General features: G+C 71.5%; 22 protein-coding genes and 1 pseudogene. 12 read left to right on the top strand and 11 right to left on the bottom strand.

Annotated features, from left to right (window positions below; translation table 11 throughout):
* Positions 1-127: 127 nt before the first annotated feature.
* Entirely contained in the window at positions 128-1177 is a 1050-nt protein-coding gene (locus IF129_RS12280) for a trypsin-like serine peptidase (RefSeq protein ID WP_191209626.1), read from the bottom strand.
* Between the two features lie 280 nt (positions 1178-1457).
* On the opposite strand from IF129_RS12280, the gene IF129_RS12275 reads away from it, so the two are divergent.
* The gene (locus IF129_RS12275; RefSeq protein WP_191209625.1) at positions 1458-3983 is read left to right on the top strand and encodes a Tn3 family transposase; all 2526 of its coding nucleotides are present in this window, start codon (positions 1458-1460) and stop codon (positions 3981-3983) included.
* Between the two features lie 31 nt (positions 3984-4014).
* On the opposite strand, the gene IF129_RS12270 is transcribed toward IF129_RS12275, so the two are convergent.
* Entirely contained in the window at positions 4015-4191 is a 177-nt protein-coding gene (locus IF129_RS12270) for a hypothetical protein (protein WP_191209624.1), read from the bottom strand.
* 183 nt (positions 4192-4374) lie between these two features.
* On the opposite strand from IF129_RS12270, the gene IF129_RS12265 reads away from it, so the two are divergent.
* Positions 4375-7143, top strand: a complete 2769-nt coding sequence (locus IF129_RS12265; protein ID WP_191209623.1) for an NACHT domain-containing protein — start codon at positions 4375-4377, stop codon at positions 7141-7143.
* Between the two features lie 231 nt (positions 7144-7374).
* Here the strand turns inward: IF129_RS12265 and IF129_RS12260 are convergent.
* Positions 7375-8751, bottom strand: a pseudogene (locus IF129_RS12260) (IS1380 family transposase).
* A gap of 178 nt (positions 8752-8929) precedes the next feature.
* On the opposite strand from IF129_RS12260, the gene IF129_RS12255 reads away from it, so the two are divergent.
* The 3 genes from IF129_RS12255 (at position 8930) to IF129_RS12245 (ending at position 10475) form a co-directional block, all read left to right on the top strand.
* Positions 8930-9565 carry a recombinase family protein gene (locus tag IF129_RS12255; protein WP_191209622.1) on the top strand — a complete coding sequence of 212 codons (636 nt, stop codon included), beginning with the start codon at positions 8930-8932 and terminating at the stop codon, positions 9563-9565.
* 110 nt (positions 9566-9675) lie between these two features.
* The gene (locus tag IF129_RS12250; protein WP_191209621.1) at positions 9676-10353 is read left to right on the top strand and encodes a helix-turn-helix domain-containing protein; all 678 of its coding nucleotides are present in this window, start codon (positions 9676-9678) and stop codon (positions 10351-10353) included.
* On the top strand, positions 10350-10475 hold the full coding sequence (locus IF129_RS12245; RefSeq protein WP_191209884.1) for a DUF6126 family protein: 126 nt from the start codon (positions 10350-10352) through the stop codon (positions 10473-10475). Before IF129_RS12250 ends, IF129_RS12245 begins: the two co-directional genes overlap by 4 nt.
* A gap of 39 nt (positions 10476-10514) precedes the next feature.
* On the opposite strand, the gene IF129_RS12240 is transcribed toward IF129_RS12245, so the two are convergent.
* From IF129_RS12240 to IF129_RS12210, 7 genes are all read right to left on the bottom strand, one after another.
* On the bottom strand, positions 10515-10766 hold the full coding sequence (locus tag IF129_RS12240; RefSeq protein ID WP_191209620.1) for a DUF4190 domain-containing protein: 252 nt from the start codon (positions 10764-10766) through the stop codon (positions 10515-10517).
* Between the two features lie 22 nt (positions 10767-10788).
* Positions 10789-11427: a hypothetical protein gene (locus IF129_RS12235; RefSeq protein WP_191209619.1), complete on the bottom strand. Its 639-nt coding sequence runs from the start codon at positions 11425-11427 to the stop codon at positions 10789-10791.
* Positions 11428-11580: 153 nt separating this feature from the next.
* Positions 11581-12339, bottom strand: a complete 759-nt coding sequence (locus IF129_RS12230) for a succinate dehydrogenase iron-sulfur subunit (RefSeq protein WP_191209618.1) — start codon at positions 12337-12339, stop codon at positions 11581-11583.
* Positions 12339-14093 (bottom strand): succinate dehydrogenase flavoprotein subunit, encoded by a 1755-nt coding sequence (sdhA, locus tag IF129_RS12225; protein WP_191209617.1) that lies wholly within the window; start codon positions 14091-14093, stop codon positions 12339-12341. Before sdhA ends, IF129_RS12230 begins: the two co-directional genes overlap by 1 nt.
* A 19-nt stretch (positions 14094-14112) precedes the next feature.
* Complete coding sequence (locus IF129_RS12220) at positions 14113-14565, bottom strand: succinate dehydrogenase hydrophobic membrane anchor subunit (RefSeq protein ID WP_381481455.1); 453 nt, start codon at positions 14563-14565, stop codon at positions 14113-14115.
* Between the two features lie 11 nt (positions 14566-14576).
* The gene (gene sdhC / locus IF129_RS12215; protein WP_191209615.1) at positions 14577-14957 is read right to left on the bottom strand and encodes a succinate dehydrogenase, cytochrome b556 subunit; all 381 of its coding nucleotides are present in this window, start codon (positions 14955-14957) and stop codon (positions 14577-14579) included.
* Between the two features lie 153 nt (positions 14958-15110).
* Positions 15111-15650 (bottom strand): 2-oxo-4-hydroxy-4-carboxy-5-ureidoimidazoline decarboxylase, encoded by a 540-nt coding sequence (locus IF129_RS12210; protein ID WP_191209614.1) that lies wholly within the window; start codon positions 15648-15650, stop codon positions 15111-15113.
* Positions 15651-15941: 291 nt separating this feature from the next.
* Here IF129_RS12210 and IF129_RS12205 point away from each other — a divergent pair, with 291 nt between their 5' ends.
* Positions 15942-17567 carry a beta-N-acetylhexosaminidase gene (locus IF129_RS12205; protein ID WP_191209613.1) on the top strand — a complete coding sequence of 542 codons (1626 nt, stop codon included), beginning with the start codon at positions 15942-15944 and terminating at the stop codon, positions 17565-17567.
* 10 nt (positions 17568-17577) lie between these two features.
* Here IF129_RS12205 and IF129_RS12200 read toward each other — a convergent pair whose 3' ends face one another.
* A complete protein-coding gene (locus tag IF129_RS12200; protein ID WP_191209612.1) occupies positions 17578-17979 on the bottom strand; it encodes a YchJ family protein in 402 nt (133 codons plus the stop codon).
* Positions 17980-18117: 138 nt separating this feature from the next.
* On the opposite strand from IF129_RS12200, the gene IF129_RS12195 reads away from it, so the two are divergent.
* The 6 genes from IF129_RS12195 to IF129_RS12170 all read left to right on the top strand — a co-directional run bounded on the left by IF129_RS12195 (position 18118) and on the right by IF129_RS12170 (position 24336).
* Complete coding sequence (locus IF129_RS12195) at positions 18118-18903, top strand: hypothetical protein (RefSeq protein ID WP_191209611.1); 786 nt, start codon at positions 18118-18120, stop codon at positions 18901-18903.
* The gene (locus tag IF129_RS12190) at positions 18900-19421 is read left to right on the top strand and encodes a DinB family protein (RefSeq protein WP_191209610.1); all 522 of its coding nucleotides are present in this window, start codon (positions 18900-18902) and stop codon (positions 19419-19421) included. Before IF129_RS12195 ends, IF129_RS12190 begins: the two co-directional genes overlap by 4 nt.
* Positions 19422-19820: 399 nt before the next feature.
* Positions 19821-20468, top strand: a complete 648-nt coding sequence (locus IF129_RS12185) for an RNA polymerase sigma factor (RefSeq protein ID WP_191209609.1) — start codon at positions 19821-19823, stop codon at positions 20466-20468.
* Complete coding sequence (locus IF129_RS12180; RefSeq protein WP_191209608.1) at positions 20468-21748, top strand: hypothetical protein; 1281 nt, start codon at positions 20468-20470, stop codon at positions 21746-21748. The genes IF129_RS12185 and IF129_RS12180 overlap by 1 nt, the downstream gene beginning before the upstream one ends.
* A gap of 243 nt (positions 21749-21991) precedes the next feature.
* Positions 21992-22591 (top strand): SecDF P1 head subdomain-containing protein, encoded by a 600-nt coding sequence (locus tag IF129_RS12175; RefSeq protein WP_191209607.1) that lies wholly within the window; start codon positions 21992-21994, stop codon positions 22589-22591.
* 398 nt (positions 22592-22989) lie between these two features.
* Complete coding sequence (locus IF129_RS12170; protein ID WP_191209606.1) at positions 22990-24336, top strand: DUF6716 putative glycosyltransferase; 1347 nt, start codon at positions 22990-22992, stop codon at positions 24334-24336.
* The last annotated feature ends 46 nt before the right edge of the window (positions 24337-24382 follow it).

Here is a 24382-nt window from a genome sequence, read left to right as displayed (position 1 = left end):
TCGTACGGTCAGTGGCGGGCCATCCTATGCGGACGACCGGCGCGGACACCGAGCCGTGGCGGGGAGCGGGGCCCTCGGTCGGACGGGGCAGTCGGGCCGGGCGGTCAGGCGGGGCGGTGACCGCCGGTCAGCGGGACTGCGCCTCGTCGTAGAGGGCGCGGGCGTCGTCGCCGAAGTACGGTCCGAACATGTTCCCCGGCCAGAAGACGTAGCCGAAGCTGTTGACGGACGTCTGGAGCCCGGTGCCGCTCGACTCGTCGAAGTCCGTCAGCCAGGGTCCGCCGCTGGAGCCGCCGGTCATGTCGCAGCGCAGGCCGTGGTCGCGGGAGAGCAGGAAGTCGCGGAAGCTCCGCCCGCTGCAGTAGATGAAGCTCTCCCCGTCGTAGGGGTCGGCGGCCGGGAAGCCGAACGCGTACATGTCCCGGTGGTAGCCGCCGTTGAAGGCCAGGCCCTGACCGCCGACGACCTCCGTCAGCCGCTGCCCGTCGAGTGGGCCGACGACGGCGGCGCCGACGTCGTAGTTGATGTCCTCGCTCGCCGTCCACTGCGGGGTGGCGAGGGTGGCCTCGGCCGCCCAGCGTCCGTAGGGGGCCTGGCCGTCGCGGTAGGCGGGCACGAAGACCCAGTCGGTGTGCCAGGCGCCGTCCATCTTCACGCAGTGTCCGGCGGTGAGGACCGTGCTGCCGTTGGCGCTGTTGACGGCGTTGCCGGAGCAGGAGGCGCCGCGGCCCTGGTAGGTGAAGAACACCCGCCCCGCGGTGGTGGTGATCTCCCCGCCGCCGGTCCACGGACCGCCGCCCTCGGGGAACGCCCGGGCGCCCACGTCCGAGGTGGAGGTGGGGGCCAGCGGCTCGACGGTGTGGGCCGGGCCGTCCGGCAGGCGGGACGCCGCCGTGCCGGTGCGCGGACCCCCGGGCGCCGCCGTCCGGGGGCCGGGGGCGGCCAGTTCCTCCAGCGGCACCGCCGCCCGCATCCGCTCGGCGGTCCAGTGGGCGCGCACCTCCTCCTGCGCCGTGGGCGACTGGGCCGCCGTCCGCACGGCGGGTGGTGCGTCGACGTCGGGGGCGTCGACGTCCGGGGCGTCCACGGCGCCGGCCGGTGCGGCCAGCACGCCGCCGGTGACCAGGGCGCCCACGGCGATGAGCGTGCCCAGCAGGGATCGGGGGGTGCGTCTCACGCTGACTCCTTCTGCGGCGGCCGCGCGGGTGCGCGCGGGCGGTGGTGACCGGGTCGGCCGGAGTGGCCGTCCGGGCAGACGAGTTGTGCGGTTACCGGACGTAAGGCAGCCTGCCACCGGAGTGAGTTTTTGTCAGGGCTGCATCAACGACTGGCTGAAACGTTTCCCTGCGTCACGTGAGCCCGGGTGCCATTAACGGCCGTGTTATGAGACCCAATCGGCGTGGATCTTTGATGGATCGGCCGTTCCGATCAGGGGTTCTCCGGCATGATGTGCGGCCATGGGCTGGCAGCCGGTGGGGATGGACGAGCTGGTCGAGCACTGGACGGTGCTCGATGAGGAGTTGGAGCTTGTCGCGGGGAAGCGCGGCGCCACGCGATTAAGTTTTGCGCTGCTGTTGAAGCACTACACACGGCACGGACGCTTTCCCCGGGGCCGGGCGGAGTTCCCGGATGAGGTGGTCGCCTTCGTCTCCGGGCAGATGAAGGTGCTGGCTGCGGAGTTCGACTCTTACTCGTGGACCGGCAGCACGTTTGAGTACCACCGTGCCGAGATACGTGAGCACCTTGGGTTTCGGGTGTGCTCGGTGCAGGACGCGGAGAAGCTGACGGCCTGGCTGGCGGGCAACGTGGCACACGCGGAGCGGAATGCCGAGCGGGTGCGTGAGGAGCTGCTGAAGCACTGCCGTGAGGAGTTCATCGAGTCGCCGGCGTCGGACCGGATCACTCGCATGGTTCGTTCGGCTCTGCACACCGCGGAGGAGACCTGGTTCGCACGTATCACGGCCCGGCTGACGGCGCAGACGCGCGCCCGGGTCCTCGCCCTGGTCGCCACCGCTGACGATGCCGAGGAGGACCAGGACGGCGCCGGGGCAGAGGACAGCGAGTCTGTACTGGCTCTGGTGAGGGCGATGCCGGGCAACGTCAGTCTGGAGTCGATGCTGCGGGCGATCCGCAAGCTGACCGCGATCCGGGCGATCGGCCTGCCTCCGTCGCTGTTCGCCGACGTGGCGCCGAAAGTGCTGCTCTCCTGGTGGCAGCGGGCGGCCGTCGAATCGCCGTCTCACCTGCGCCGCCGCTCGGATGAGGCGGCTGTGACCCTTCTGTCCGCGCTGCTGGTGGAGCGGGAGCGCGAGGTCACCGACTCGCTGGTGGATCTTCTGATAGCCACGGTGCACCGGATCGGTGCCCGTGCCGAGCAGAGGGTGACGAACGAGCTGATCAACGCCTTCAAGCGGGTGTCCGGCAAGGAGAACATTCTGTTTGCCATCGCCGAGGCGTCGCTGGCCGTACCGGGCGGCGAGGTGCGCGAGGTGGTCTTCCCCGCTGTGCGGGGCGGCGAGCAGACGCTGCGGGAGCTGGTGCACGAGTACAAGACGAAGGGGCCGGTGTACCGGCGGACGGTGCAGACCACGCTGAAGGCGTCCTATACCAACCACTACCGCAAGGGCCTGATCGAGCTGCGGAGCGTGCTGGAGTTCCGTTCCAACAACTCCGCACACCGTCCGGTCATCGACGCCTTGGACCTCGTCCAGCGGTACGCGAAGGCGGGCAATACCACCTACTACCCGCTCGGGGAGAGCGCGCCGGAGCACCGTGGCACCCGCGGGCAGTGGGCGGAGCTGGTGCGCCGGGCGGACAAGCGTGGCCGGCGCCGGATCGTGCGCATGGTTTATGAGGTGGCCACTTTCCAGGCGCTGCGTGAGCAGTTGCGGTACAAGGAGGTGTGGGTGGTCGGCGCCGGGCGGTGGCGCAACCCGGACGAGGACCTGCCGGCGCACTTCGAGGCCCGCCGGAGCGAGCACTACGGCGAGCTGGGCAAGCTGCTGGATGCGGAGGTGTTCATTACGTCCCTGCGCCAGGAGATGGAGCAGGCGCTGACTGGCCTCGATGAGGCTCTGCCGGAACTGGACTGGGTGGAGATCAAGGAGCGCAAGGCCGGGGCGATCAGGTTCAGTGCGCCGGAGGCGCCGGAGGAGCCGCGCAACCTGCGGCGGGTCAAGAACGAGGTGAGTCGCCGCTGGAACGCGGTGCCGCTGATCGACATGCTCAAGGAAGCGGTGCTGCGTACCGGTTGTCTCAAGGCGGTCGCCTCGGTGGTCGGCAGCGGGCACCTGGCGGCCGAGGTGCTGGCCGAACGCCTGATGCTCGCGATCTACGCCTACGGGACCAACACGGGGATCCGGTCGGTGGCCGGCGAGGCGCACGGCCACACCGAGGAGGAGATCTGCTACGTTCGCCGCCGCTATCTGATCCCGGAGGCGGCCCGGCAGATCGCCGTCGAGATCGCCAATGCCACCTTCGCCGCCCGGGATGCGGGGCTTTGGGGCGCGGGGTCGACGGCGGTGGCCTCGGACTCTACGCATTTTCGTTCGTGGGACCAGAATCTGTTCACCGAGTGGCACTCCCGCTACGGCGGCCGGGGCATCCTGGTGTACTGGCACGTCGAGCGGGGGTCGGTAGTGGTGCACTCCCAGACACTGCGGGCCTCCGCCTCGGATGTCGCGGCGATGGTCGAGGGCATCAACTACGGCAAGGGCGGGGAGATCTCCTCCAACCGGCGTGAGGAGGTGGAGATGGTCGCGCTGTGCCTGCGGATCCTCCAGGCGTCCCTGGCGTACGTCAACACCCTGATGCTTCAAGCGGTCCTCGCCGAACCCGTCTGGGCCGACCTGCTCGGCCCGGCCGACCGGCGCGGCCTGACCCCGCTGTTCTGGAACCACGTGCGCCCCTACGGAGAGGTCCGCCTCGACCTGGGCACCCGGCTGGCCCTCGGCAGCGACGCACCCGGGAGGGAGGCCCGGTGACGCGAAAAGCGCGGAGGCCTGCGGCAGGCCGTCATGTGCGGCGGCTGCCGCGTACGGCACGGATCACCTCGGCCACGGCCTTCAGTACCGTGGCGCGGTCACCCGAGGCGGTGTCCTTCATCGCGACGATGACGACCAGTACGGTCGCGACGGCCGCGACCAGCGTGATGCCCACCGGCACCAACAGGGCCCAGGCACTGGCATTCATGGCATCCCCTCCGTCCGCGCAACCACCGGTCGGGCCGCGCGAGGGACATCACAGCCGACCCGCCGGGAGCGGTGAAGCCTTGCCGGACGGGACGGATACCAGCATCAAAAGCCCAGTTGATACAGGTGCCGGGCCGGTTTGCGGATGGATCCGACGAATCCGCAGGACGGGGGAGAGTGCGCGGTGAGCAAGAAGACGGACCCGAGTCCCGAACGACAAGTCCTGCGCTCGGAACTGCGCAGATTGGAGGGCGCCGCGCTCCGGGGCCGGAACCGCACGGACGCCATCGCCGAGACCAACCGGCGGCTCCAAGAAGACCAGCTTCCCCAGCTGTCGCCCACCACCGTCGGCGGCTGGTTCGAAAAAGGCACCCCGGCCCAGGACTTCAACGTCCTGTGGGCACTGGTCGAGGTGCTCCTGGAGTGGTCCGGGCAGCCCCGGCCCGACACCCTCACCGGACCGGCCCGCGCCACGGCGGCAGCACGGTGGACCAACACGAAGGAACTGTGGAAGACGCGGTGGGAACAGGCCAGGGCTGCTCAATCCGTCGGCGCCGCACCCGACTGGAGCAGGGCCGCGGTGAAGGCGTACCTGGCAGCGGTACACAAGACCGCCGGAGCACACCCGTACCCGGACCTCTGGGGCGATACGCACCTGCCCGACCTGACCGATGTCTACGTACGCCAGCAGGCAACCCCCCAGACCGACGAACATGACGGCCCCGGCCCCAGCAGCGCCACCCCGGCGCGCAGCGCAGTCGGCCGCGCCCAGCACGCCGAGGAAGTCTTTCTCACCGGCAGCAGCATCACCGTGCTCTTGGCACCGGCAGGCAGCGGGAAGTCCACTCTTCTGCGCACTTACCGGGCGGCATCCGCTGGCCGGTGGCTGGACGGGGAGGTCGATGCGGCCGTGCCGGTCCTGGTGAATGCCACCGCCCTCGCTCGCGCAGCCCCGCTCCCTGCCGCCCTGGCCAAAGCCACGACCGGTGAACTCACACGCCGCGGGCTGCTGGAAGAACTCACAGCCGACCTCTTCCGCCACCCCCCGCGCCACAGGACACCCTGGCTGGTCCTGATCGACGGCCTCGACGAGATCCCCGAGGCGGACACCCGCCGCACTATGCTGCAGCTACTCACCCAGACTGCCGCGGCACAGCCCGCGCTGTACCGATTCGTGGTGGCCACCCGGCCCCTGCCCACGCGGGAACTCCACGACCTGGGTTCGCACGTACCCCGCTTCGAGCTCCAGCTCTTCTCCCCCCAGGACCTGCGGACCTACGCCACAAACTGGCTCCAAGACCTGGACGATCCCGCCCGGCACGCCCAGACATTCATGGCCGGACTGGCACGCACCGGCTTGGACGTCCTGGCCCGCACCCCTCTGATCGCCTTCCTGCTGTGCAGGCTCTACAAAGCCGACCCGGGCCGCCCCCTGCCCAACGGTCGCAGCGGCGTGTACCAGGAATGCATCGAGCTCCTCTACGACCTGAACACGCACAAGGACATCAAGACCACCCACGACGAGGCCATCCGCCATCTCAAGAACCGCCACCAGATTCCCCGGGACAATCTGGCGGCCGAACAGGCCGCCAGACAGGTACGCGAGAACCTGCCAGAGCTCATCGACTACCTGGCTCACACAAGAATCAACGGCAACACTGCCCCCGCCACTGAGATCCTCACCTCACACCTACACGTCATCCGTCCACCACGCCTCAAGGAACGTCTCTGGCATGCCTTCATCGGCGACCTCCTGCGGCCCACTGGACTCCTGACCGAGCACGAAGACGACTTTCACTTCCGCCACCAGACCTTCCTCGAATACCACGCAGCACGCCACACCACGCGCGACGAACAGGCGTGCACACGACTCCTCGATCAGTTGTTCCCACCCGGACGGCAGCCTCGGGTTCCAAATCCCGAACCCTCTTACCTGGGCTTCCTCCTTGACGCTCTCCTCTCCTCCCCCGGCGGGATAGCAGACGAGACCACCAGCAGAATCGAAGCTCTCACCAGCCAGGGAGGAAGCAGCACTTGCGCCTTCCTCGTCGAACAGGTGGACTTCAAGACCCGCCTCCCCACCAAGCCCACCGCAAGCCGACTCACTTGCTTCGCTCGGAACGAAGCCCTGGACGGCTTCACCCGCGTGCAGGCAGCCCAGGGACTGGCCGGGGTGGAAGGTTACCGGGATGCAGGCGTCGACCGGCTGACCGCCCTCGCCGACGACACCGCCCTCCACGGCTTCGAGCGCATGCGGGCGGCCGAGGCCCTGGCTGGTATGGAGGGGCACCGGGATCTAGCGGCTCAGACCTACGCACAACTAGCAGCCGACACCACCCTCCACGTGATTGACCGGTGGAACTCTGCTGAAGTTCTGACTGCGATGGAGGGCTATCGGGATCTAGCGGCTCAGACCTACGCACAACTAGCAGCCGACACCACCCTCCACGGCACCAGTCGAGTGAAGGCCGCTGAGACCCTGGCAGAAATGGACGAGTACCAAATTCCGGGTGCCGATCACTTGGTATGCCTCACCCGAGACACCACCCTCGACGGTTTCGCTCGCACCTGTGCCAACGAGGTCTTGGCTGGTATGGAGGGGTATCGGGATCTAGCGGCTCAGACCTACGCACAACTAGCAGCCGACACCACCCACGACGGCTCCACTCGCAGGTTGGCGGCCGAAGCCCTGGCTGGGATGGAGGGGTATCGGGATCTAGCGGCTCAGACCTACGCACAACTAGCAGCCGACACCACCGTTGGGGGTCTGACTCGCGAGGGGGCAGCTGAGGCTCTGGCCGGAATGGACGAGTACCGGGATATGGGTGTCCACCACTTAATCTCCCTCACTAGCGACGCCACCCTCGACGGCTTAGCCCGCGCATGGGCTACTGAGGCGCTGACTGATCTTGGCTTGGGAGTCCCAGACAGCGACGATGAGGCTGTTCGGTAGAGGATCCCCCAGCGAACACAAGTGATCTTACTCGCCGGGGAAGGCCGACCAGGGCGGACGGCATCTCATTTAGCCTCGATCTTTCGTGACGGTCCGTCGGATTGCTGGCGGGTCGTTTCGGTGGTTCAGCTGGTCGTGGCCAGGCTGATGGCCCGGCTGTCGCATCGGGTGGGCGCCGGGTTCCACGGCTCCGGTCGGTTGGCGCTGCTCGCAGGGACGGGAACGTGCTGGTCAGCCAGGGTTCGGGAGAGCTTCGAGCCGTGCCAGGGCATCGGTGATCACGTCGGTCCAGGGCCAGTGGCGGGCGAACCTCAGATACCGGCGGCGGGCGGTCGTGACGATCTGGGCGGCGGCGGAGAAGAGTCGGAGCCGGAGACGGCGGGGCTCCCACCTGCGGATTTCGCCGGTCAGGGCGAGCATGGGCATCCATGCGAGCAGGTCGAGGGCGATCTGGACGATCTCCAGCCAGATCTGGTTCTGCGCGGTGTCGTGCAGGGGCAGGTTACGCAGGCCGGTGGTGCGGGCGGCCCGGATGCGGTCCTCGGCCCTCGCGCGTTGGCGGTGCCGCAGTTCAAGTGCGGCGATCGGAACGTCTGCCGTGTTGGTGGCGAAGCAGGTCAGCCGTAGTCCGTCGGAGTCGGTGATCCGCAACTGGGCGCCGGGGTGTGGTCGTTCCTTTCGCACGATCAGCCGCATCCCCCTCGGCCAGCCGTTCAGCACGTCTCCGGCGATCTCGGCGACCCAGGCGCCGTCACGGATGTCGCCGCCGGTCTCGACGGCCGGTGTCCAGGCCGGGGCTGGGACCTTCAGCACTGCTTGGTGGATGGCGTCGGTGATGGTCATGCCGACCGAGTACTACAGCCATCTGCCGCGCTGGGCGAGCCAGGCGACGAACTCATGAGTGCCGCCGCCGGAGTCGGTACGGATCAGTGTCTGACGTCCGCGCCGGTACTTCTTCGGCAGTTGAGCCAGGGCGAGTTGGGCCGTGGTGATGTGGTCGGCGGCGGTGTTGCTGCCCGCCTTGCCGGGCCTGAGCAGGCCGGCCACCGGCTCCCCGCTGCCATCGCTTCCGTGATCCACGAAGGCCACGAGCGGGTGGTGTCCGAAGGTCTTCTTCCAGGTCGCGGTGGCGTGCTGCTTCTCGGAGTGGGCCAGCACGAGCACTCCGTCCAGGTCCACGAGCACCTGCCCGGCGGCGTCCGGAGCCGCGTTCTTGGCCAGGTTCCACACGTGCTCGCGGGCTTCGGCCCGAGCGGCCCGTATCGCGGAGAGGGCCTTCGGTCCAGCTGCGGCGAGGGTGTCGATGAGCCGGGAGACCGTCGGGTCGGAGGCCACCGGCCCGAACACGCCGGGCTCGGCCCGCAGCATGGCGATATCGGCGAGGCAGTCGCCGCCGAGCGCGACCGCGAGCGCGAGGTCCAGCACTGTCTTGCCGGGATCGTGCACCGCGCGGGACTTCCGCCAGGGCGCCAGTGCCGTCGATATCACCTGATCCAGACCGGACTTGCGGACCGTCTCCACCAGCAGCACGGCCCCGGCCTGGGACACCACCCCGCGACCGCCGCCCTCAGCGCGGACACGCGGGTACGACCCGATACGCTTCTTCACCTGGAAAGTGCCTCCGACAGGGGCGGGAACAAGGGCCTAGACAATCCTCATTCTCGCTGGTCAGAGGCACTTTCTGCTGTCTCGATCACCTGTTGGACAGCCCACTTCGTGAAAGCGCGAGGTTAGGGTGTTCGGTGATCTGTACGGTCAGCGGGGGCTATCCGTACGCTCTTCGGCTGTGACCGGACTCCTCACGGGCTACGCACGCTGCTCGACCGACGACCAGGACCTCACCGCCCAGCGCGAGATGCTGACCGGCCTCGGTGTCCCCGACGACCGGATCTACCTCGACCGCGGACTGACCGGCACCCACCGCAACCGGCCCGGCCTGGACCAGGCCCTCGCCGCGGTGCGCGCCGGCGACACCCTCGTGGTGCCCAAGCTCGACCGCCTCGCCCGCTCTGTGCCCGACGCCCGCGACATCGGCGACTCCCTCGTCGCCCGCGGCGTCAAGCTCTCCCTCGGCGGCAGCCTCTACGACCCGGCCGACCCCATGGGCAAGATGTTCTTCAACATCCTGGCCACCTTCGCCGAGTTCGAGGTCGACCTCCTGGGCCTGCGCACCCGGGAGGGCATGGCCGTCGCCAGGGCGAAGGGCAAGCTGAAGGTCAAGCAGCCCAAGCTGACGGCCCGGCAGCAGGCCCACCTGGTCGAAGAGCACGCCACCGGCGAGCACTCCATCGCCGACCTCACTGAACTGTTCTCCGTCAGCCGGGCCACGGTGTATCGAGTGCTCGAACGCGCCCGCATTAGCCCCCGAGACTCGCGGCAGACTGCCCTCACCAGCGGGAACACCGGCGTTTGGGGCTCATGACACATCCGTTAATGGCACCCGGAGCCCCGCACGCCCCCGGAGTCGACCGCGAATGTGCCTCAGAGGCACAAAACTTGCCCGCCGGGCACGGGCTTGGCTCAATGGACCCCATGAGCCCCCCGCCCCCCGACGCGGGCTCCCTCCCGAGTGAGCCCGCCGGAGAGACCGGCCCGGACCTCGCGGAGCCCGTCGTCGCCCCGCACCTGCGGGCCGTACGGCGCCGCGCCGCGCTCACCCTGGAGACGGCAGCCCGGATCGCGGGCATGTCGCCCGCCTACCTCTCCCGGCTGGAGACCGGCCGTCGCCAGCCGTCCCTGCCGACCCTGCTCGCCCTGGCCCGTTGCTACGGCACGACGGTCTCCGAGCTTCTCGGCGAGGCGCCCGCCGACCGCGACGCCGTCATCCGCGCGGACGAACCCGGCGACCCGCCGGACAGGGTACCGGCGCGGGCCGGGGGCTGGACCTACCGCCGGGCCGGCGCCACGGGCCGCGCCCTGCAGGCCCTGCGCGTCCACGTGCCGTACGGCTCGCAGGGCGACGTCGTCCGGGTCCACCCGGGGGAGGAGTGGCTGCACGTCCTGAGCGGCCGCCTCCGGCTGCGCCTCGGCGACAGCGCGCACGTCCTCGCGCCCGGGGACAGCGCCCACTTCGACTCGCTCACCCCGCACCGACTCGCCGCCGCCGACCCGGGCGGGGCGGACCTCCTCTTCGTCCACACGCTGCTGCGCAGCCCCACCGACACCCTGTGCCTCGGCCCCGGGCGTCCGACCGCCGGAGACCAGTCGTGAACGACGAACGCGCGCAGGGGAAGTTCCCGCGCGGCCTGTGGGTCCGCCTCTTCGTCTACCTCGTGGCCGGGCACCTGCTCTCGGCCTTCGTCTACCTGCTGTTCGTGCTGGGCGCGGAGTGACCGGCGCCCCCGCGTCCGGCACGCGTCGACGGGCGCGCGTCAGCCGCCGATCAGCAGGCCGTTGCCGCTCATCCAGATGATCCCCGCGATCGCGAAGACCGTCGCGATCGCGCCCAGGACGATGCCGGCCTTCGCCATGCCGGACGCCTGCTTGCCGTGCGCGACGAGGCCCAGGATCACCGCGAGCGGACCGAGGACGATGCCGTAGACCAGAAGGCCCACGATCCCGCACACCAGGCTCGCCACCGCCATGCCGTTACCCGCCGACCGTCCCGTCACGCTGCCCGCCATGGTGACTCCTCATGTTCGCTTCCTACGCGTCGAACGACCGGCTGCCCCGGGTTGGCAGGTTCATGCGCGGCCGGACGCGGTCCGTCGGAAGCCCCGGCCCGCGCCCGGCCTCCCAGTGCGCGACGACGCGGGCGTGCGCCGCGTGCAGGGCGGACATCGAGGCCGGGCGCCAGGTCTGCCCGAGCGGGACGGCCAGGGGCACCGCGCGCCCGTCCGCCCGCGTCACGACGACGCGGTGGACGGCGCCGTCCCAGCGATGCGCCAGCTCCAGGGTGACGCCCGCGACCTCCGGCCACGCCGCACGGCGGCGGCGCGGGGTCAGGCCGCCCCGGGTGCGCACCCCGTGGGCGTCCACGACGGTCACCGCGCCGGCCCGGTGGAGCAGCAGCGGCAGCAGGGCGCTCACGCCCCAGGCGGTCGCCCCCAGCGGCCGGTCGGCGGCGTGCTCCGGCCCGGCGGACAGGAAGCCGCACCAGCCGACGCCCGCCACGACGAGGGCGAGGCCGGCCCACGCGTACAGCCGCCCCCGGCGCGGATGCCGGAAGGTCACCGGCTGCGGCGGCCCGCCGCGCCGCCGTGCGCGGGCCAGGAGCACCGCCACGGCGACGAGCGCGGCCCCCGCCGCCCACGTCGCCGTCCTCCGTCCCGCCGGTCGTGTCACACCGCCCCCCTCAGGCGCTTCCCGTCCCCGGGGAAGTCCGGCTCCCCCGCGCGTCGCCGGACAATGTCCAGGGCCCCGGGCCGCCCGCGGGTGCGGGACGGGCCGGGGCCCTGGGGAAGACGCCGCCGGGCGGCCGGAGTGTTGAGTTCCGGTTCAGTACCGCCGGGTGATCAGCGCGCGCTTGACCTCCTGGATCGCCTTCGTGACCTCGATACCGCGCGGACAGGCGTCCGTGCAGTTGAACGTCGTGCGGCAGCGCCACACGCCGTCCCGGTCGTTGAGGATCTCCAGCCGCTGCTCGCCGGCGTCGTCACGCGAGTCGAAGATGAACCGGTGCGCGTTGACGATGGCCGCCGGACCGAAGTACTGGCCGTCGTTCCAGAAGACCGGGCAGGAGGACGTGCAGGCGGCGCACAGGATGCACTTGGTGGTGTCGTCGAACCGCTCGCGGTCCTCCGCGCTCTGCAGCCGCTCACGCGTCGGCTCGTTGCCGTTCGCCACCAGGAAGGGCATCACGTCCCGGTACGCCTGGAAGAACGGCTCCATGTCGACCACCAGGTCCTTGAGCAGGGTGAGGCCCTTGATGGCCTCGACGGTGATCGGCTTCTCCGGGTTGATGTCCTTGATCAGCGTCTTGCACGCCAGCCGGTTCCGCCCGTTGATCCGCATGGCGTCCGAACCGCAGATGCCGTGCGCGCAGGAGCGGCGGAACGTGAGCGTCCCGTCGAGCTCCCACTTGATCTTGTGGAGGGCGTCCAGGACGCGCTCCTTGGGGTCGATCTCGATCGTGAAGTCCTCCCAGGTGGCCTCGGCGGCCACCTCGGGGTTGAACCGGCGGATGCGGAACGTCGCCGTGATGTACGGCGTCGCGTCCTCGACCTGGTCGGACTTGTCCAGGGTGGGGGTGCTCATCAGTACTTACGCTCCATCGGCTGGTAGCGGGTCGTCACGACCGGCTTGTAGTCCAGCCGGATCGACTCGGTGCCGTCGTCGCCGACCTCGCGGTACGCCATGGTGTGGCGCATGAAGTTGACGTCGTCACGGTTCGGGTAGTCCTCGCGGTAGTGACCGCCGCGGGACTCCTTGCGCGCCAGCGCGGAGACCGCCGTCACCTCGGCCAGCTCCAGCAGGTTGCCCAGCTCGATGGCCTCCAGCAGGTCCGTGTTGAACCGCCGGCCCTTGTCCTGGACGCTGACGTTCCGGTACCGCTCGCGCAGGGCGCCGACCTCGGCCACGGCCTCCTTCAGCGTCTGCTCGGTGCGGAAGACCATGACGTTCTTGTCCATGGTCTCCTGGAGCGCCTTGCGGATGTCGGTGACGCGCTCGCTGCCGGTCGCGCCGCGCAGCCGCTCGACCTCCTCGACCACGAACGTCTCCGGGCCCTCAGGCAGCTCGACGAAGTCCGCCGTGGCCGCGTAGTCGGCGGCGGCGACGCCCGCGCGGCGGCCGAAGACGTTGATGTCGAGCAGCGAGTTCGTGCCCAGCCGGTTCGCGCCGTGCACGGAGACGCAGGCCACCTCGCCGGCCGCGTACAGGCCCGGCACGACGGTGGTGTTGTCGGCCAGCACCTCGCCCTTGACGTTGGTGGGGATGCCGCCCATCGCGTAGTGCGCGGTCGGCTGGATCGGGATCGGGTCCGTGTAGGGCTCGATGCCGAGGTAGGTCCGGGCGAACTCGGTGATGTCCGGGAGCTTCGCGTCGAGCTGCTCCGGTGGCAGGTGGGTGAGGTCCAGGAAGACGTGGTCGCCCTCCGGCCCGCAGCCCCGGCCCTCGCGGATCTCGGTGTAGATGGAGCGCGAGACGACGTCGCGCGAGGCGAGGTCCTTCATGACGGGCGCGTACTTCTCCATGAAGCGCTCGCCGTCCTTGTTGCGCAGGATGCCGCCCTCACCGCGCGCGCCCTCGGTGAGGAGGATGCCCATGCGCCAGATGCCGGTCGGGTGGAACTGGAAGAACTCCATGTCCTCCAGCGGCAGCCCGCGCCGGAACGCGGCGGCCTGCCCGTCACCGGTGAGGGTGTGGGCGTTGGAGGAGACCTTGAAGAACTTGCCGTTGCCGCCGGAGGCGAAGACGACCGACTTCGCCTGGAAGACGTGCACCTCGCCGGTGGCCAGCTCGTAGGCCACGACGCCGGCGGTGCGCTTGACGCCGTCGACCTCGGTGAGCAGCAGGTCCAGGACGTAGAACTCGTTGAAGAACTCCACGCCCTCCTTGACGCAGTTCTGGTACAGCGTCTGGAGGATCATGTGCCCGGTGCGGTCCGCCGCGTAGCAGGAGCGGCGCACCGGAGCCTCGCCGTGGTTGCGGCTGTGGCCGCCGAAGCGGCGCTGGTCGATGGTGCCGCCCGGGGTCCGGTTGAACGGCAGGCCCATCTTCTCCAGGTCGAGGACGGCGTCGATGGCCTCCTTCGCCAGGATCTCGGCGGCGTCCTGGTCGACCAGGTAGTCACCGCCCTTGACCGTGTCGAAGGTGTGCCACTCCCAGTTGTCCTCCTCGACGTTCGCGAGGGCGGCGGCCATGCCGCCCTGTGCGGCGCCGGTGTGCGAGCGCGTCGGGTAGAGCTTGGTGAGGACGGCGGTGCGGCAGCGCTTCGTCGACTCGATCGCCGCCCGCATGCCTGCGCCACCGGCGCCGACGATGACGGTGTCGTACTTGTGGATCTTCATCAGCGGGTTACCTCAGCCCTCAGCGGATGTTCGGGTCGAAGGTGAAGATCACCAGCGTGCCCAGGAGGACGGTGAATACGGTCGCGGCGTACAGCAGCCACTTGAGCCAGAACCGGGTGCCCGGCCGCTCGGCGTAGTCGTTGATGACCGTGCGCAGGCCGTTGGCGCCGTGCAGGGTGGCCAGCCACAGCATCGTCAGGTCCCAGGCCTGCCAGAACGGGGACGCCCAGCGGCCGGCGACGAAGGCGAAGCCGATGCGGCTCACGCCGCCGTCCAGCACGAGCTGGATGAGCAGGTGGCCGATGACCAGGACGGTCAGGAGCACGCCCGAGACGCGCATGAAGAGCCAGCCGTACAGCTCGAAGTTCCCGCGCGTGGACTTCGGCGACCGTGCGGTACGGGCACGGGGCGCCTCGATGACGGGCGCCGGGTTGTCGGGGGACGGTGTGTTGCCGTCTGCGTCGATGATCACGGACATCGTGCTCAGCTCCCGAAGACTTCGTGGAAGGCGTGCGAGAGGACCGGCCAGAAGGCCCCCGCCATCAGCACGGTCCAGATGCCGACGACGGTCCACAGCATCTGCTTCTGGTAGCGGGCGCCCTTGGACCAGAAGTCCACGGCGATGACCCGCAGGCCGTTCAGCGCGTGGAACAGCACGGCGGCCACCAGGCCGTACTCCATCAGGGCGACCACGGGGTTCTTGTAGACCGCGATGGTGTCGTCGTAGGCCTCGGGCGAGACCCGGACGAGTGACGTGTCCAGGACATGCACGAACAGGAAGAAGAAAATGAGGACGCCGGTGACTCGGTGAGCCACCCAGGACCACATGCCTTCCCGGCCGCGGTACAGCGTTCCAGCCGGCACGGAAATACCCTCCGGGAGCGGGGAAAGGGCCTGCCGGCTTCAGTGTCGGTCGGGCCCGGCCGGGTACGGTCCACCGGCCGCGGCCATCGTAGCGACGCCTTGTCGGTTCGCTTGCGTGGGGGGCAAAGGTGTGATCAATCAGGCACGGACGGACTACGGACCGTGAGGCGTCTGCGGACTGAGGCCACCGGGGGAGAGGTGGTTGCGCAGCAGGCGCCGCAGCCGCGTACGGGCGAGCCGGCGCAGCTCGTCCCCCGCCACGGCCCGCTCCTGCTCGGCGTCGTGCGCCAGCCGGGCCCGCAGGGCGGACAGCGTCTCGTTCAGGTGTTCCCCCGGTGGCAGCTCGTCCAGGCAGATCACGAACGCGTGCCCGAACGTGCTTTCGTACTCCGCCTGCGCCGCCCGCAGCGCCGTGCGCGCGGCGCGGGCCCCGGGCCCGTCGCCCAGGGGGTCGTGCGTCGCCGACTCCGCCGCCAGCGCCTCGGCGACGTCGACCTCGCGCAGGTCGTAGCTCGCCTCGTCGGCCGCCGCCAGCAGCGCGTGCACGTCCGGGTACGGACGGTTTCCGGCGAGCAGCCCGGCCCATCGCCGACTGCCGCAGCAGGAGAGCAGGACGGCCTCGGCGACCTCGGCGGGGGCGGCGTTCAGCCGGCCGAGCGGGGTGCGCGGGCCGCGCTGGGCGGGCAGGCGCATGGGCTCCTCGGGCGGACGTGCGGATGGCGGGGGACGGGGGACGGGACGCGCACGCGGTCCGACGGGCCGACCACCCGGGCGACCGGGCGTCAGGGCGGACCCCGTAAGGGCCACCGTAACGGGCGAGCCCGGACAGGCATCGACGGATGTGCGAATTTCACCCGTACGTGACCGGTCCGGACACCGCGTGGCCGACGGCGAGGCGTGCGCGGGCCCGGCGGGCCGGGGCACTGCCCGGAACGGCTCCGTTCGGCGAGAGCCGCGCCCCGTCCGGCCCTACAGTGACGAAGTATGGCGGCGAACCGAGACACCCGGCCCAGTGGACGGCACGCGAGCGACCGGCGGCACGCCCGGCAGCGTTACGCCGTCGTGGGCGCCGTCGCGCTCACCGTCGCCGCCGGCGGCGTCTTCACCGCCACACAGGTCCAGGACGAGCCGCCCTCGCCGCCGGGGCCCGGCACGACGGCCTCGCCCTCACCCCGGCCGTCCCCCGCCCCCGAACCGCGCTCCATACCCTCGGTGCGCGAGTGGAGCGAGGGCCGCGGCCCCGGCTGGGCGCCGGACGGGGAGACGCGCGTCGTCGCCGACCCGGACGGACCGCTCGCCGACGAGGCGCGCCTCCTGGCCGGTGAGCTCGACGTCGAGACCTCCGAAGGCCCCGCGCGGGCCGGCGACGTCGAGCTGGCCCTTGAGGAGGACGCACTCGGCGGACGCGAGGGCTACGTCCTGAACACCTCCGACGGCCGCGTCGAGATCACCGGGCGTACCGACGCCGGCGTCTTCTACGGCACCCGCACCCTCGTCCAGTCGCTCCGCGACCGGGACCGGATGTCCGAGGGCGAGATACGCGACTCGCCCGACCGGCCGCAGCGCGGCCTGCTCATCGACACCGCCCGCAAGCACTTCAGCGCCGACTGGCTGGAGGACCGGCTCCGCGAGATGGCGGACCTCAAGCTCAACCAGCTCCACCTGCACTTCGCCGACGACCAGGGCTTCCGCATCGAGAGCGAGAGCCACCCCGAGGTCGTCTCCGAGCAGCACCTCACCAAGGACGAGGTCCGCGACCTCCTGGCCCTCGCCGAGTCCCTCCACATCACGGTCATCCCCGAGGTCGACTCCCCGGGCCACCTCGGCGCCGTCCTCGCCGCCCACCCCGACCTCCAGCTCCGCGACGCCTCGGGCGAGCCCGTGCGCGGCGCCATCGACATCACCGACCCCGAGGCCGCCCGGATCCTCGACGACCTGCTGAACGAGTACGCCGAGCTCTTCCCGAGCCCCTGGCTCCACCTCGGCGGCGACGAGTACGTCCCCCTGATGCGCTCCGACCCCGCCGCCTCCTTCCCCGACCTCCAGGCGGCGGCCGAGGAGGAGTACGGCGCGGGGGCCGGCATCCAGGACCTCGCCACCGCCTGGCTCAACGACCGGGCGGCCACCGTCGTCGAGCAGGGCAAGCTGCCGCAGGTCTGGAACGACGGGATGCACGCCGACGGCGAGGTGCGGCCCAGCCGTCCGCGCGAGGTCACCTACTGGACCGGCCGTGAGATCGGCGCCCGCGAACCGGTCTCCTACCTCCAGGAGGGGTGGGACCTCGTCAACCTCAACAGCAAGTACCTCTACTACGTGCTGGGCGAGCCCAACGAGTTCACCTACCCCACCGGCGAGGCGATCTACGAGGAGTGGACGCCCGACGTGCTGCGCGGCAGCGAGCCCGTCCCCGAGGAGTACGCGAACGCCGACCGCATACCCGGCGGACGCTTCGCCGTCTGGTGCGACCTGGCGGACTCCCAGACCCCGGCCCAGGTCGCCGACGGCATCCGCCTCCCGCTCAACGCCACCGCCCAGAAGCTGTGGGACCCGGCCGAACCGAAGCTGTCCTGGGACCGGTTCACCGAGCTGGCCGACCGCGTCGACGACTGAGCCGGCCGGGTCAGGAGACGTCGCCGTCGACGTAGACCCAGCGGCCCCGGTGGCGCACGAAGCGGCTGCGCTCGTGGAGCGAGCCGACGCCGCCCGGGACGGCGTAGTGGGCGCGGAACTCCACCGTGCCCTCGGCGTTGAACGGCCCGCCGTCGGTGCTCGACAGCACGTCCAGCCGCAGCCAGACCTGCTCGCCGTCCGGCCGCAGCTCGGCGGGGCGCGTGTCGGGGTGCCAGGTGCGCAGCAGGTAGTCGGTGTCGCCCACGACGAAGGCGGCGTACCGCGAACGCATCAGCTCCTCGGGGGTGCCCGCCGTCACCGTCCCGCCGTGCAGCCGGCCGCAGCACGCGGCGTAGCGGGTGGCGCGGCCGCACGGACAGCGGTCCTGGTCCCGTCCCTCGTCTCGTGGCATGACCCCATTCTGGACGGTCGCCCGGCGCGCTCGGAAGGCGGCCGTCCGCGCGGCGACCGGCCCGTGGCGTGGGCGCCTCGCCGACCCGCCGGGGCCTCCCCGGCCCGTGTTACGGTCCGCTCGCCGAGGAGGGGTGGCATGCGGAGACGGGACCGGGACGGGGAGCGCGCGGAGCGGACGCACAGTCCCTTCGCCGTCGGCCGCCGGGCCAGGCTGCGGCTCTATGTCCCGCTCGTGGCGGTGATCCTCGTCCTGCCGCAGTTGAACGGCGGGGGAGCGCACCGGTCTTCGCACCGGCCCTCCGAGGCGGCACGCGTCGCCCCGCGGGCCGAGGGGCTGCACGGCTGCGGAGCGGGAAGGCCGCCCGTCGTCGCCCCGCCGGGCGCGGACCTTCCCCACCTGCGGTCCGAGGGCCACGGGTACGTGGCCGGGATCGAGGACGACGCGGAACGTCTCTCCGTGCGTCTCGGCCTCGTCGTGCCCGAGGCGCACCCCCTGGCGCTGACGCCGCCGATCGCGCCCGAGGGGGTGACCGTCGAGATCCACGGGGCGCGGGGCGAGGGACTGATGGCGTACGCGGACGGCCTCACGCCCCGGCTGGAGGACGAGCGGGACCGGGAGGCGGACTCCGTGCGCGTCACCGGGGACCGGCCGCTGGCCCTCGCCGTCGACCTGCCGGCGTCCGCCGTGTGTCCCGGGCACCGGCTCCGGGACCTGGCGTGGGACCCGTTCGCCTCCGGTGCCGACGGGCCCGTCGGCCCGGTCGTGACGCTCATCCTGGCGGACCCCCGCGTCGGCCCCGACCTGCTCGTGCAGGAGCCGCGGGTCCCGAGCGGCCTGGTGCCGGTACGGGCGGAGGCGGCGCGTCCTGCCGGAAAAGGACTACGGGAGGCCCCCCGGCGCGCGTACCGTCGCTCGCCATGACCACACCACCCCGGATCCGCCCCGCGTACGACGCGGACGAGCGGACCCAGCTCCTCGGCTGGCTCGACATGCAACGCGCCATCGTCCACTGGAAGTGCCAGGGCCTGTCCGAGGAGGACGCCCACCGCCCGGTCCTGCCGTCCTCTCCCCTCATGACGGTCGCCGGAGTCGTCGCCCACCTGCGGTGGGTCGAGCGCGACTGGTTCGAGATGATCTTCCTCGGCCTGCCCGGCAGAGGGCCGAAGTTCGAGACCGCTCCGGACGTCGAGGACCCGGACATGCGGGTGGAGGGCGTCCCCCTCGCCGACCTCCTCCGGGACTACGAGCGGCAGTGCGCCCGCTCGAACGAGGTCATCGCGGCCCACGAACTCGAGGAGAAGGGCCGGCACCCGGACTTCCGCGCCGCGTCGGCGTCGCTGCGCTGGGTGCTGTTCCACATGATCGAGGAGACGGCCCGGCACGTCGGCCATCTGGACGCGATCCGCGAGATCCTCGACGGCGAGACCGGCTACTACTGACCGGCTCACCCCACCCGCCGGTTCCGGACACGAGGACGGCCGAGGTCGCCACCCCCCACAGGAGAGACCCCGGCCGTCGTCGTTCACGGACTGCGCAGGCGGCCCGTACCTCTCTCTGCGCCGTCGGCCCGCGATGTGTTACAGGCCCGACGCCCTTCCCGGCAGCCGTTATCGACCGGTTATCAAGGGGGCGTGCGGCGGATGCAAGTACACCTGCAAGTACAGATGCAAGTTCACCTACTCACCGGTCCGGCATGGACGAGGGTGCCCGGGAGGGCTAGCCTGCTGGTCGCATCGACAGTGGTCGAAGCTTGAACATTTCTTGCAGCGAGGCGCGCCCGGCCAGGGGTGTGACCCGGACCGGCCGTCGCGAAACGACGCAAAGTAGGGCAGGGCAGCGTGCAGGGGGATGACGCGGAGCTGACCGCCGCGCTAGGCGCGGCGAAGGAAGGTGACGAGAACGCCTTCCGAACCGTGTACCGCGCTGTGCAGCCTCGGCTGCTCGGCTACGTCAGGACACTCGTGCCGGAGGCGGACGCCGAGGACGTCGCCTCGGAGGCGTGGTTCCAGATAGCCCGCGACCTCGATCGGTTCAGCGGCGACGCCGACCGCTTCCGCGGCTGGACCGCGCGCATCGCCCGCAACCGGGCGCTCGACCACATCCGGGCCCGCGGCCGCCGTCCGGTGCAGGGTGCGGACGAGAGCGAACTGACCGGCCTGCCCGACGGGGTGGACACCGCCGACGAGGCCCTCGCGTCGCTCGGGACCGGACGGACGATGGCCCTCATCTCGCAACTCCCGCGCGACCAGGCGGAGGCCGTCGTGCTGCGCGTCGTCGTGGGTCTCGACGCCAAGGGCGCCGCCTCTGTCCTGGGCAAACGCGCAGGTGCCGTGCGGACGGCGGCGCACCGGGGGCTGCGTAAGCTGGCGGAGCTGCTCGACGGACCTGACGGGGCCGACGGAGTGGACGCAACCATTCCTGATCAACGGCTGAACCAATCCCTCAGTGTGACGGAAAGGGCGGCTCCGACGCTGAGGAAGACGTGATGGCCGACGACCGGTACGCATGGTTGGACGAGGAGGCTGCGGAGCGGCTGCTGCGCGGAGACCCGGGTGGAGTGTCCGAAACCTCCAGACCCGGCGGCGCGTCGGCGGTGAACGGCGTCCCCGCGACGGGAGGCGCCGAGCATCTCGCCGACGTGCTCGGCGAACTGGCCCCGGAATGCCCGGAATCTGGCGAACTGCCCGGCGAGGCCGCCGCGCTCGCCGCCTTCCGGGACGCCCGGAAGACCTGGGCACAGGACCAGGTGCTGCGGAGCGAAGGACTGGACGACTCGCCCCTCGCCGTCGGACGGCGCGCGTTGCTGCGCACGGGACGGCCGTTGCGCGCCGCACTCGCCGTGGCCCTCGCGGGCTGCGCGGTCGGAGGTGTGGCCGTGGCCGCCACCACCGGGGCCCTCACGAAACCCTTCGCCGAACCCACCCGCGTCCCCGGGGCGTCGGCCACCTCACCCCTCAGCCCCTCCGGCGCGGCCACCGCACCGGACGAGCGGGACGCCGGGCAGAGCACCGGCCCCGGCCGGGAGGCCGCCCCTCCCCCCGGTCCGGAGGGCTCCGCCCCGGACGCTCCCGACACCGGAAGCCGTCCGTCCGAGGGAGGCGACGTGGCCGAAGGCCCGCGCGGCGAACCGGGCGGCCGGGACGGTGGCGAGGCCGGCCGGTGGGCCGACGACCGCCTGGAGGAGCTCCTGGAGGACGGCGAACTGACCGGCCCACCCCGCACGGAACAGGACCGCCGACTGGCGGTCGCCCTGTGCACGGCCCACGAGTCCCGGCAACTCGGTTCCGGTGAGCGTCGCATGCTGACCGAAGCGGCCGGCGGCCCACACCGCGTCGCCGACTTCTGCGGTGAGTACGGCGGCCCCGACTCCGCACCCGAGAACCCCGGTGACGGCCTGGAGGGCGGTGACGGCCTCGAAGGCGGTGACGGCCTGGAGGGCGGTGACGGCCTCGAAGGCGGTGACGGCCTGGAGGGCGGCGACGGCCTGGAGGGCGGCGATGGCCTGGAGGGCGGCGACGGCCTGGAGGGTGGTGACGGTCTCGAGGGCGGTGACGGCTTGGAGGGTGGTGACGGCCTGGAGGGCGGTGACGGTCTCGAAGGTGGTGACGAGGTGACCGACCCGCCGCACGCCACCCCCGGTCCCACGCCCACGAGCCCGGCTCCCACCACGCCGGCCCCCACCCCCACCGGCGGTTCCAGCCCCGGGGCGAGCCCCTCGGGCTCGGCCTCCGGGCAGCCTTCCGCGACGCCTTCCGGGTCCGCGTAGACCCCCGAGTAACGTTTTTCGACACCTCGGCGCAGTACAGAGTGAGCCGACTGGTCATCGGCGAGCGCGCTACCCGAGGTTCCCCCCGTACCGACGGGTCCGCGCATCGGCGCGGGCGGGATATGTTCCCCCGATCCCGCCCGCGCCCCAATCTTCTTCTCCTCCTCCTGCGCTCCGCCGCAGACCCTCCCCTCTTCCCGCGAGCGCGTCCCGCGCCGGGCCCGGGGCTGGCACACTCCCGTCATGCAGGAGAACTTGTTCCGTACCGTCGCCCTGAGGGCCGCCGCAGCGGTCGCCGTCCTCGCGCTCGCCGCCTGCTCCTCGGAGACCGCCGACGACGACCGTGAGCCCGGACCGAGCGGGCAGCCCTCCTCGGCGGCCCCGTCGGAGCCGAGCACCGGTGACGCGCCGCCCCTCGCGTTCGCGCCCGTCCGGACGTCGACGCCCGGCGCCTGCCCCTCCTCGGCGCGGGAGGGCACCTGGCTGGCGGACACGACGGATCCGAAGTCGCCGGTCTGCTACGGGGTCCAGGAGGACACGGCGTTGCGCGTCAGCGGCCCGGTCGAGGCGGAGGCGGCGTTCGCCGAGGAGCAGGGGACGTGGCTCGTCAACGTCTCGCTCGACGGCGCGGACGCCAAGCGGTTCGGGGAGCTCACCGAACGCCTGTCGGCGCAGGCCCCGCCGCAGAACCAGCTCGTCATCGTCCTCGGGGCATGGGCGGACGAACCGCGCGTGCTGTCCGCCCCCAACGTCGTCCAACCGCTGCTCGGCGGGGAGCTGCAGATCTCCGGCGCCTTCACCCAGGACTCGGCGCGGGCCCTCGCGACCGAACTCAACCGCTGACCGCGCACCGGACGGGCCCTTCCCGGTCGCGATCGACCCGGCCGGACTCTCCCGGCAGGAGATCCGCGCGGGCGGCCGGGCGGTTCGGTGGGTGAAACACCGGTCCGCGTTCCTCGTGCGGGACCACGCACCCCACCATCGGCCCTCAGCGGGAAGCTGAGGGCCTTCCTTCCGTTGAAACACCGTGCGGGTCGAACGGGTGGTGAACGTCCGGGGCCGCCGGGGGCGGGCGGCGCGCGCGGTGGGTGGCCGGGGGGACGCGGTGAGCTGAACTCGCGGTGTACGAGACGTGAACTATGCCTGGAATAGGGCTGGTTGGCCAACCGGCGAAGTCCTGTTAACCCTCCGTTGCCCCGGCGTTGGGCAGTCCTGCGGAAACGGTTCCTAGCGTCGGCGACGTGCCAGAACCAACCGTTCCCGGGTCCGCCGAACGCCTCCTGCGCGTCGCCGTGCTCGCCGACTCCGACACCCGGTGGAAGTGGGGTGCGCTCACCGCGCAGCGCCTCGCCGGGCCCTCGGGGAGCGCCGTCGTCGACGGGATGCTGCTGCGGGGCCGGGCCACGCCCACCGCCCGCCAGCTCCAGGACACCGGAGTGGGGGACGCCCCCGTCCGTGAGGTGACGACCGCCGAGTTCCTGGCGGAGGCGGGCGCGGAGGGCGCGTACGACGCCGTCGTCCTCGCCTGCGTGGGCGGCGCGGTGCAGGCCATGCTGCACGGTCTGGCCTACCAGTGGCAGGGCCGGACGCGCCGGCCCGTGGTCGTCACCGGGTACGTCGGTGTCGTCTACGAGAAGCTGGCCGACGGACTCCTCCTGCGCAACGGCGCGGACATGGTGCTGGCCAACTCGGCCTATGACGCCGACCGCTTCCGGGACGTCTACGCGGGGGTCGGCACTCGTACCGGCAGCGTCGTGGAGTGCGCGCTGCCCTTCCTGGGCGGGACGCCCTACGCCCCGTCCGACGAGCGGCCGTACACGGTGACGTTCGCCGTGCAGCCCTCCGTGCCGGAGGTGCGCAGGGACCGGCTGTACCTGCTCCAGCGGGCCGTCGGCCACGCCCGGCTGCACCCGGAGCGCGAGGTGCTGGTCAAGCTGCGCAGCAAGCCGGGCGAGCAGACCACGCACATCGAGGAACTGCCCTACCAGCGGCTGGCCGACCGGCTGCCGGGCGGCCTGCCCGACAACTGCCGCCTGGTCTACGGGCACATGGGTGAGGTCCTCGACCGCACCGACGTCCTCGTCACCGTCAGCTCGACGGCCGCCCTGGAGTCGCTGCACCGGGGTATCCCGACCGCCGTCCTCACCGACCTGGGCATCCGGGAGGCCCTGGGCAACCACCACTTCGTCGGCTCGGGCTGCCTGACGTCCTGGGACCGGCTGGACGCCGGGGAGGTGCCGCGCGCCGACCCGGCCTGGACGGCGCGGCACGGTGTCCCGGGGGCGGCCTACGGCCCCTACGAGTCGGCCTTCGAGGGCGCCCGCAAGCGGCTCGCCCAGCTGCTCGCCGACGAACTGCCGCCCCTCAACCCGTACTACACCTCCGTGACCGCCGGGGGGTACCTGCCGGGCATCCTCGCCCGCTACGGCCTGACGCCCGACGGCACCCCGAACACGTCCGGCACGGCCGGGTCGTCGGCCGGACTCGGCGGGGCCGCCCGCCGCGTCGTGCGCCGCGCCGCCCGCGGCGCCTACCGGCAGGGCGTGCAGCGCGTCGCGCCCGTCATCCGGCGCATGGGGCAGCTGTGACGCCCGCCGAGGGCCGGACGGGCCCCGCCGACACGCGCCGCCCCGC

The sequence above is a fragment of the Streptomyces chumphonensis genome (assembly GCF_014779715.1).
GTDB lineage: Bacteria > Actinomycetota > Actinomycetes > Streptomycetales > Streptomycetaceae > Streptomyces > Streptomyces chumphonensis.
The sequence above is the reverse complement of the archived record's forward strand: the minus strand, read 5'-3'. Positions and strand labels throughout refer to the sequence as shown.